Source organism: Methanobrevibacter sp. (assembly GCF_045636185.1).
Taxonomy (GTDB): Archaea; Methanobacteriota; Methanobacteria; order Methanobacteriales; family Methanobacteriaceae; genus Methanocatella.
Genome location: NZ_JAZTXC010000012.1, coordinates 1 through 8211, shown reverse-complemented (window position 1 = coordinate 8211; position 8211 = coordinate 1). Strand labels below are relative to the sequence as shown.

Below are 8211 nucleotides of genomic sequence, written 5' to 3'. Positions count from 1 at the left end.
CCGCTTGGCCTCCGACTTGTCATTTCATCCAAATAAACATTTAATTGAGATTCAGACAATGGACATCCATCATCAAATGTATATTTAATTTCAACAATATCTGTTGTGTCTTTTAAATTAGATTTAATATGGTCAGCAATATTATTCGGTGTTGAAAGTTCAATTATTTCCTGTGAGGAAATGTTTACACCAAATTTTTCTCTTAATAAAATCTGCAAATTCATCGCAGATAATGAGTTTCCGCCCAATTCAACAAAATTATCATTAACTAAAATCAAATCAGTATCTAAAACATCTTTGAATGCATCGACAACACCGGCAACCACTTCATCTTCAATATCTATTTCAGAGTTTACTTTAAACATCTTCTTTAATCTTGCCTTGTCGATTTTACCATTCATGTTTAAAGGAATCTCCTCCAATTCCATGAAAAGGGATGGAACCATATAACTAGGTAAATCATCCATTAGCTTCTCTTTAATAATGTTAATATCTATTTCAGCATTGGTTGTATAATATAATGCGAGTGTGTCATTTTCTGCATCCAAATAAACATTTTCAACTTCAGAAATACTATTAACAATGTTTAAAATTTCTTTAGATTCTATACGATACCCTCTAACGGACAATTGGTCATCTTCGCGACCAATGATTTCAATATCACCATCAAAATTATAAAAACCAATATCTCCTGTACGATACATTATCTTATTATTTTCACCGTCAGAATAAGGATTATCTACAAAAACTTCCTTTGTTAATTCCGGATTGTTATAATATCCTGGACTTATATAATCACTTGAAACACAAATTTCACCAGGAACACCAATAGGCATTTGGTTGCAATGTTCATCTAAAATATAAACATTTGTATTTGTAACTGGCCTACCAATAGGCAGATTATTATCTTTAATGTCTTTAAAATCATAAACTTTGGTTACTCCAAATACAATTTCAGTTGTACCATAAAAATTTATTAATTGAGTATTTCTTTCCTTTTCGCCTAATTCTTTTAATTTTCCTCCAGCTAAAACAAGATAATCCAATTTAATATCGCCGCTTTCTAAAACTGGAACAGCAAGGGTTGGAGGTAAAAATAAACTGTTTATAGGAGTTTCTTTAAGAATTTTAATCAACGATAAAATGTCTCTCTGCTCATTTTCATTAAATATTCTGCATCCTCCACCAAATACGAATGCAAGATAAATTACATAAGAAGCAATAAAACTAAAACTTAAATAACAACCGATAAGGTCACCATATGAAAAAGAAAAAATATTTTTAAATGACTCAAATAATCCCGGTAGCTGATGATTGGAAACTTTTACTCCTTTAGGAAGGCCTGTAGTACCTGATGTAAACATAATAGAAAATAAATTCTCACCAGTAGCCACTATATCAACATCAACATCATCATCACTATTTAAATCTTCAATGCAGATTATATTTACATCAAAATCAAATTTACCTGCAATGTCCTTAGTTGTAACAATACACTCTGCTTCAGAAATCTCCAACATATGCTCAATACGTTTAACAGGATATATGAGATCTATTGGAATAAATGTTGCACCAAGTTTATTTAAAGCCAAAACTAATTCTGGAAAATGATACGTACGAGGCAAAACCAAAGCAACGTGACTGTTCAAAGTAATATTGTAATTTTTAAATAAGTCATTTGCAATGGAATTACTGGATTTTTCCAGTTCTCCGTAACTGACCTGATTAACACCATCATCAACAGCAATAGCATCAGGATTTTTAAGTGCATGGCGGCGAAAATATCTGGAGACTATTAAATCTTCATCAACATCAGCATCTTCTCCCCTACAGAAATCCGAAAGTAGCTTTTCTTCATTATCCGAAAGAATGTTCACATCCTTTAAAAGATGATTTGGAAACTCAACAACATTATTTATCATGGATTTGATATTGTCTGCCATGTGCTGAATGTAAATATCTGAGAATAAATCTGCATTATAAACAATCTCTAAATAATCGTCATAAATATTCAATGTCAGAGCGGAATCTTCACCGTTATAAATGGATATGTTTTCATTTAAGTTGGAAAAATCATAAATGGAATAATAAGACAAATCTTCATCCATATAATTCTCTATGCTTATTTTAGTATGACTAACTGCCTCATCATAAATTGAATTAAATTGATGCAAATAATCAGCAAATGAGCATTCATTGTTTAAATCCATTTTTAAAATTGTTTTCAAATCAGTTCCTTTTGATGAAATATTGGTTTTTAGCAAACAGCCTTTTTGTCTATTTATACGGGAGATATAAAGTGAAAAAGCACTTGCATAAAAATTAAATATGGAACAATCTTGATTTTTAATGAAATTTAAAACAGATTCTTTATCGATTTCAATTTTCCAGTGTTTACAATCATTGGTTTTTAAATTATGGAATTTTACATAATCGCTTGCATTTAATTTAATATTTTTCCAATAATTTAAATCATTGTCATAATTAGTTGAATCTCTGTAATTTTTTACATCTTCATAATAAAGACTTAAATCATTTTTGACAGGGGCACTGTTTGCATTATTAAATAATCCATAAAAATCATTTATTGATGTGTAACTGAATATGGATGGATGAATTATTGCTAAAAGTGTAGATTTGCCATTATTCTTTAAAACAAGAAATTTATATAAAAAAACATTGGATGCATTTTCAAATTTAAAATTAAAAAAAGAATTTATAATTATTTCAATGTCCTCAGGATTTAAATTAGAAATATCCTCAATTTGGTAACCTACATCAGTTTCAATGAAAACTACATTGGAATCATCATTGAATTGAAAATTTAATAGATATTTTACCTTATCAAAAAAATCATTTAATAGGTTATCATCAATAAAATCAAATTTAAATTTAATTGCACAATAGTTCAAAAACATCCCCTATTTTTTTTGTTTATTAGTTATTTATGTAATGTAAATAATATAAAATTTATCACTTTTTAATAAATGTTTATAGGGGTTATGATTTAATCAGATTTTAAAAAAATTTTTGAAAATGAGAAATCATTGAAAAGAATAATGTATTTTAATAGTTAATTAATATATGATAACATATAATATAAAAATGTGTATAAATCAAAATACAACTGCTTATATTGTAACTCAATGAAATCCCAACAAAAGTTGAGGATAACCGGATTAGAATTAAAAATGGGCAATGATTTATAATGGTGAGTAAATGCTTGGAAAAAAGATGATGAGGGACATACTCAAACACAAGACTCAATTCATATCTATTTTTTTAATGGCATTTTTAGGGGTTTTTGTTTTTACAGGTGTAAGTAGTGAATACATGGGTAATGAGGCCTATATAAACGATTATTATGAAGAAACCAACTTGGCTGATGGTTGGATTTATTCTCCTGTTCTGAATGATTTGTTTTTATATCAAGTTGATGTTTTAGGTCCAACTACACAAATGGAAAGGCAATTGGTTGTTGACTCGATAGCCGACTTTGAAAATAGCCCCGAGATTACGCTGCACTTTGTTGAAAACAATACAATATCTAAATTCTATTTGCTGGAAGGCAAGCCATTAGACATTAATGATGGTAACGGTGTATGGCTTGATAAAAATTTTGCCGATGCCAAAGGATTGAAAATCGGAGACCACATCAGCTTTGAAAGTGAAGGAGAAAAAATTGATAAGGAAATTAAGGGATTAGGATATTCGCCAGAATATGTTTATCAGGGTTCATCTTATTCAATAATTCCTAATCACAATGAAACAGGATATGCTTACATGTCTTATAAAGCATTTCCGGACGATAATATTTCATACAATGTTTTAAACGTTAAATTTGAGGGGTCTCCAGACACATTTTCCAAATTGTTAGATTTTCGTTTAAATGGGTATTATAGTACATTTATTCAACAGTCAGATCATCCAAGTGTTCATCAGTTTTCAGAAACTATTGCCAATCACAAGATGATGGCTGATATTTTTCCAGTCGTATTCATCATTGTTACACTCCTAATCCTTTTGACGACAATGACTAGAGTAATTGCGCATCAAAGAACGCAAATAGGCATATTGAAAGCTAGTGGATTTAAAAACATTACAATAATTCTGCATTATCTGTCCTATGGGTTCTGGCTAGTTTTATTTGGTTCTCTTTTAGGTTGGTTTTTAGGACCAAAGATGATACCTCCATTATTTTATCCGTCAATGACTGATTCATTTGTACTTCCTTCATGGGGTCCTGGTTGGGATATGTCATTTATAATTTTAATAATTTTAATGTGTATCTTTTCAATTGCAGTTTCATATTATGCAGTTTCAATAATTTCAAATGAAAAACCTTCAGATGCCATTAAGCCTAAAGCGCCTAAGGTATCAACTTCAGGATTCGTTGAGAGATTAAAGATTTGGAAAAGATTATCTTTCAATTTCCGTTGGAATTATAGGGATGCTAAAAGAAATAAAGTGAGAAGCTTCATGACTATTATTGGGGTTATGGGTTGTACCGCACTTTTAATTGGTGCATTTGGATTATATGATGGGATGAATGATGTAAAAGGATGGGAATATGGTCAAATTAATCATTATGAGTCAAAATTTATTGTCGATGACAATGCATCATCATCACAAATTGATGCAGTGGTCAGTGATGTTAATGGAGTTAAAATAATGGAGGGAAGCATTGAAATCGAATCGGGCAATGAGAAAAAATTGGGTTCGCTTCTAGTTTTAAATGGCACGGATTTAATAACACCAACAGACAAGAATAAGAATCAAATAGAAATCGGAAATGATGAAGTTTCAATTTCGCAAAAAATGGCAGAAATGTTAAATGTAAGCATTGGAGATACCGTTAAATGGCACATTATGGGATCAAACAAATGGGTTGAAACAAAAATTGGTGGTATCCATGCGGATCCAGTATCTCAAGGTTTTATAATGTCTCAAGATAAATTGGAAGGATTGGGCTTGAATTATACTCCAACCAGTGTCATAACCTCGGAGCACGTGAACAAAACATATGACGGCATTAAAACAACCACTACCCTCGAGAATATTGAAAATGATTGGGACAAATTGTCCGAAACCGTATGGCTAGTCATTTATGTATTATCATTTTTCGCTTGTATTTTAGCAGTCATTGTTTTGTATAATTTAGGGTTGTTGTCATTTACAGAAATTGAAAGGGAAATTGCAACACTTAAAGTGTTGGGTTTTAAAACTAGGGACTTAAGAAGATTGTTATTAACACAAAACCTAATATTTACAACTATAGGATTTATATTGGGAATACCTTTAGGTCTTTATGTCCTGGATTTAATGTGGACATCTTCCGAAACTTCATTTTATGTAATACCTTCATTAACTATTACAAATCTCTTATTGTCTGGCGTAATTACATTTTCGTTGTCAATATTTGTAAATATGTTGTTTTCAAAGAGAATCAAGAATCTGAACATGGTTGAATCACTAAAAGCTGGTGAATAGACATCACTTCCATCCATTTTTAGTGAGATATTATTTTGGAGATTTGTTTTGTGTTCACTTTTGCCTTTAGAAAATTTTATTTGATAAAAAATTCTAATAGTTACCTGTGAGAGTAAAATTCAACCATTATTTAAATAAAAGTTTAACTCCTGATGAATTTAAAAACTATTATTTTTTAAAAGAGGAATTAAAAGATTTTTGCCGTAAGGAGGGTTTAAAAGTTAGTGGAAGCAAGCAGGATTTGGAAAAAAGGATTATCCACTACTTATCAACAGGCGAAGAGTTAAAAGAGGATACCATTAAACAATATTCTAGTCAAACATCTTTAGAAATTACTTTGGATTCTAAATTAGGTGAAAATTTTAAATGTAGTGAAGATAAACGGGAATTTTTTGAAAAAGAAATAGGCAAGGGATTTAAATTTAAGGTAAAGTTTCAAAAATGGCTGAAAGCAAATCCTGATAAAACCTATCGTGACGCTATTGGGGCATATTATGAAATCCGCAATTCAAATGAAAAAACTGAAATAGGCAAACAGTTTCAATATAATCAATATATCAGGGATTTCTTTGAGGACAATAAGGATAAATCTCTTGATGATGCAATCAAATGCTGGAATTATAAAAAATCATTAAAAGGCCACAATAAATATGAAAAAAGAGATTTGGAGATACTATGAAAAAAGTAAAAATTACTGTGATGAGAAAAGTTAGGCATGATGATTTGATTGATAAGTATGAAAATCCTCTGGAACATGAATGTGATGTTGAAGAGGGTCAAGTTTTCATTGCTAATGGCTGGTTAAAACCCGATAACTTCTGTGATAGTGCTTGGGAAAGTCTTTCACCATTTGTGATGGCTTTATCTAATGGGGCCAGCGATTTTTATGGCGGATGGATGAAAAATAAAAAATCTGCAATGATATCATGTAATGATGGCTTTAGGCCGGTAAGTTTTCTTTTGGAAACGATGGATGAGGATGCAGATTAATCTTATGATATCATGGCTAACTTAAGGGATAGAATATTTGATTTTATTAAAAAGGAATTGGTATTTTCTATATCTCTAATTTTAGCGATTATTTCCTGTTTTTTTGTTAATCCAGGTATTAATTATTTAAGTTATATTAATTTGTATACTATAATATTGCTTTTTATAATAATGTTATTTGTTGAGATTTTAAAAAATTTGTCTGTTTTTGAAATATTGGTTCGTAAATTATTAATTAAAGTTAAAAATACTCGTGGTCTAGTATTATTTTTAGTTTTTACTTGTTTTTTCAGCTCTATTTTTATAACAAATGATGTTTCATTAATTATTTTCGTGCCATTTGCAATTTTGGCTTTAAAAAAATTGGATAGGGCGGATTTAATTATACTCACAGTTTCACTGCAGACTATTGCAGCAAATGTTGGATGTATGGTTCTTCCAATTGGTGCTCCCCATAATATTGTGATGTATACTGTTTCAAATATGTCTTTTGTGTCATTTTTCATTTTGCTTTTACCGTATGTTATTGTATCGACAGTATTTTTAATAGTATTGTCATTTTTCATTCCAAATGATGATATTGTTTTGCCAAAAATGAAAAAAATAGAATTCAATAGAAAGAATTTCTTTAAAAGAGTTTTTCTTGGTGTAGATTATTATTTGCTTTTGACTTTCATTGCCCTTTTCATTTTGATTGGGAACTTGGAAAATATTTCCTTTTTCAACTTGTTGTTTAAAAAATGGATTGTTGGCAATGAAGTTCTTTCCGGTGTTATTTTGTCTCAGATTATTTCCAATGTTCCCTCAGCAATGCTACTTAGTGGTTTCAGTACTAACTGGGAAGCAATTACTATTGGAATTAATATTGGCGGATTTGGAACTCTTATTGCATCTATGGCCAATCTTATTTCCTATAAGATCCTTGCTCGTGAATATGGAGAATCTAAAATTAAATATTTGGCAGTTTTCACTGCTTTAAATGTTATCTTATTAATTATTTTGTTAGGCGTATATTATTTTTCATTCATCTAATAAATCAGCCAATTTATTTGCAATGAATACGCAACAGTCAACACATGGTGATTTATCTTCTCCGTTATTGGTTATTGTACCGCAGCATACGCTACCGTATTCCTCTTTAAAGGTGTTAAACAGTATTTTGGCATTAGCTTTGATTTGTACTTCATCATCAAGCAAAAGGCCGTTAGCCATTAATGCTCCAGTCAAAGCACCGCAGGTTCCTTCATCAAAGGTTCCGCCCATTCCTCCTGCAAATCCGCAAGCCAATTTACACATTTCAGCTTGACTAATAGGATATTCGGCAGTTTCACATAAACCCATTAATGTTGACTCAGAACAGCTTTTAAATGTTCTATACTCTCTTATTTTTTCTTCCATAATTTTTTTATCAAGTTTCATATTACTCACCTTTTATTTATAATATGATTATATATTATAATTTTTATATAATTAATATAAAAAATTTATTTTAGGTGAAAAAAATATGCATCCGAGACCAAGTCCAATTGCCGCTACCCTTTACACATTAAGGGATATGAATGTTGATGTTATTGTTATGCATGGGCCTACTGGCTGCTGTTTTAGGACAGCCAGACTTTTAGAAAGTGATGGCGTCCGTGTTGTAACTACGGGCATGTCTGAAAATGATTTTATTTTAGGTGCAGGTGAAAAATTAGTTGATACATTAATTGAAGCTTATGATATGTTCCA

The 8211-nt window shown here is 30.4% G+C and carries 7 protein-coding genes; 5 read left to right on the top strand and 2 right to left on the bottom strand.

Translation table 11 applies throughout. From position 1 onward, the window contains the following. A partial coding sequence (locus ACKI3Q_RS00825) for an AMP-binding protein (protein ID WP_407413356.1) occupies positions 1-2912 on the bottom strand: 2912 nt, incomplete at its 3' end. 307 nt (positions 2913-3219) lie between these two features. Here ACKI3Q_RS00825 and ACKI3Q_RS00820 point away from each other — a divergent pair. From ACKI3Q_RS00820 to ACKI3Q_RS00805, 4 genes are all read left to right on the top strand, one after another. Beyond that, positions 3220-5490 (top strand): FtsX-like permease family protein, encoded by a 2271-nt coding sequence (locus ACKI3Q_RS00820; RefSeq protein ID WP_407413355.1) that lies wholly within the window; start codon positions 3220-3222, stop codon positions 5488-5490. Positions 5491-5596: 106 nt separating this feature from the next. Further along, on the top strand, positions 5597-6169 hold the full coding sequence (locus ACKI3Q_RS00815; RefSeq protein ID WP_407413353.1) for a DUF6434 domain-containing protein: 573 nt from the start codon (positions 5597-5599) through the stop codon (positions 6167-6169). Then, positions 6166-6480, top strand: coding sequence for a TIGR04076 family protein (locus ACKI3Q_RS00810; protein WP_407413351.1), 315 nt, complete (start codon positions 6166-6168; stop codon positions 6478-6480). Before ACKI3Q_RS00815 ends, ACKI3Q_RS00810 begins: the two co-directional genes overlap by 4 nt. A 12-nt stretch (positions 6481-6492) precedes the next feature. Next, positions 6493-7512 (top strand): SLC13 family permease, encoded by a 1020-nt coding sequence (locus ACKI3Q_RS00805; protein ID WP_407413349.1) that lies wholly within the window; start codon positions 6493-6495, stop codon positions 7510-7512. Here the strand turns inward: ACKI3Q_RS00805 and ACKI3Q_RS00800 are convergent. Next, positions 7501-7899 (bottom strand): C-GCAxxG-C-C family protein, encoded by a 399-nt coding sequence (locus ACKI3Q_RS00800; protein WP_407413347.1) that lies wholly within the window; start codon positions 7897-7899, stop codon positions 7501-7503. The two genes, ACKI3Q_RS00805 and ACKI3Q_RS00800, sit on opposite strands and share 12 nt — an antisense overlap. Before the next feature lie 85 nt (positions 7900-7984). On the opposite strand from ACKI3Q_RS00800, the gene ACKI3Q_RS00795 reads away from it, so the two are divergent. Further along, the coding region (locus ACKI3Q_RS00795) for a nitrogenase component 1 (protein WP_407413345.1) at positions 7985-8211 on the top strand (227 nt) is incomplete at its 3' end.

Coding starts and splice junctions, on each gene's coding strand:
- ACKI3Q_RS00805 (WP_407413349.1), top strand. CDS start 6,493: ATGGCTAACTTAAGGGATAGAATATTTGATTTTATTAAAAAGGAATTG.
- ACKI3Q_RS00820 (WP_407413355.1), top strand. CDS start 3,220: ATGCTTGGAAAAAAGATGATGAGGGACATACTCAAACACAAGACTCAA.
- ACKI3Q_RS00810 (WP_407413351.1), top strand. CDS start 6,166: ATGAAAAAAGTAAAAATTACTGTGATGAGAAAAGTTAGGCATGATGAT.
- ACKI3Q_RS00800 (WP_407413347.1), bottom strand. CDS start 7,899: ATGAAACTTGATAAAAAAATTATGGAAGAAAAAATAAGAGAGTATAGA.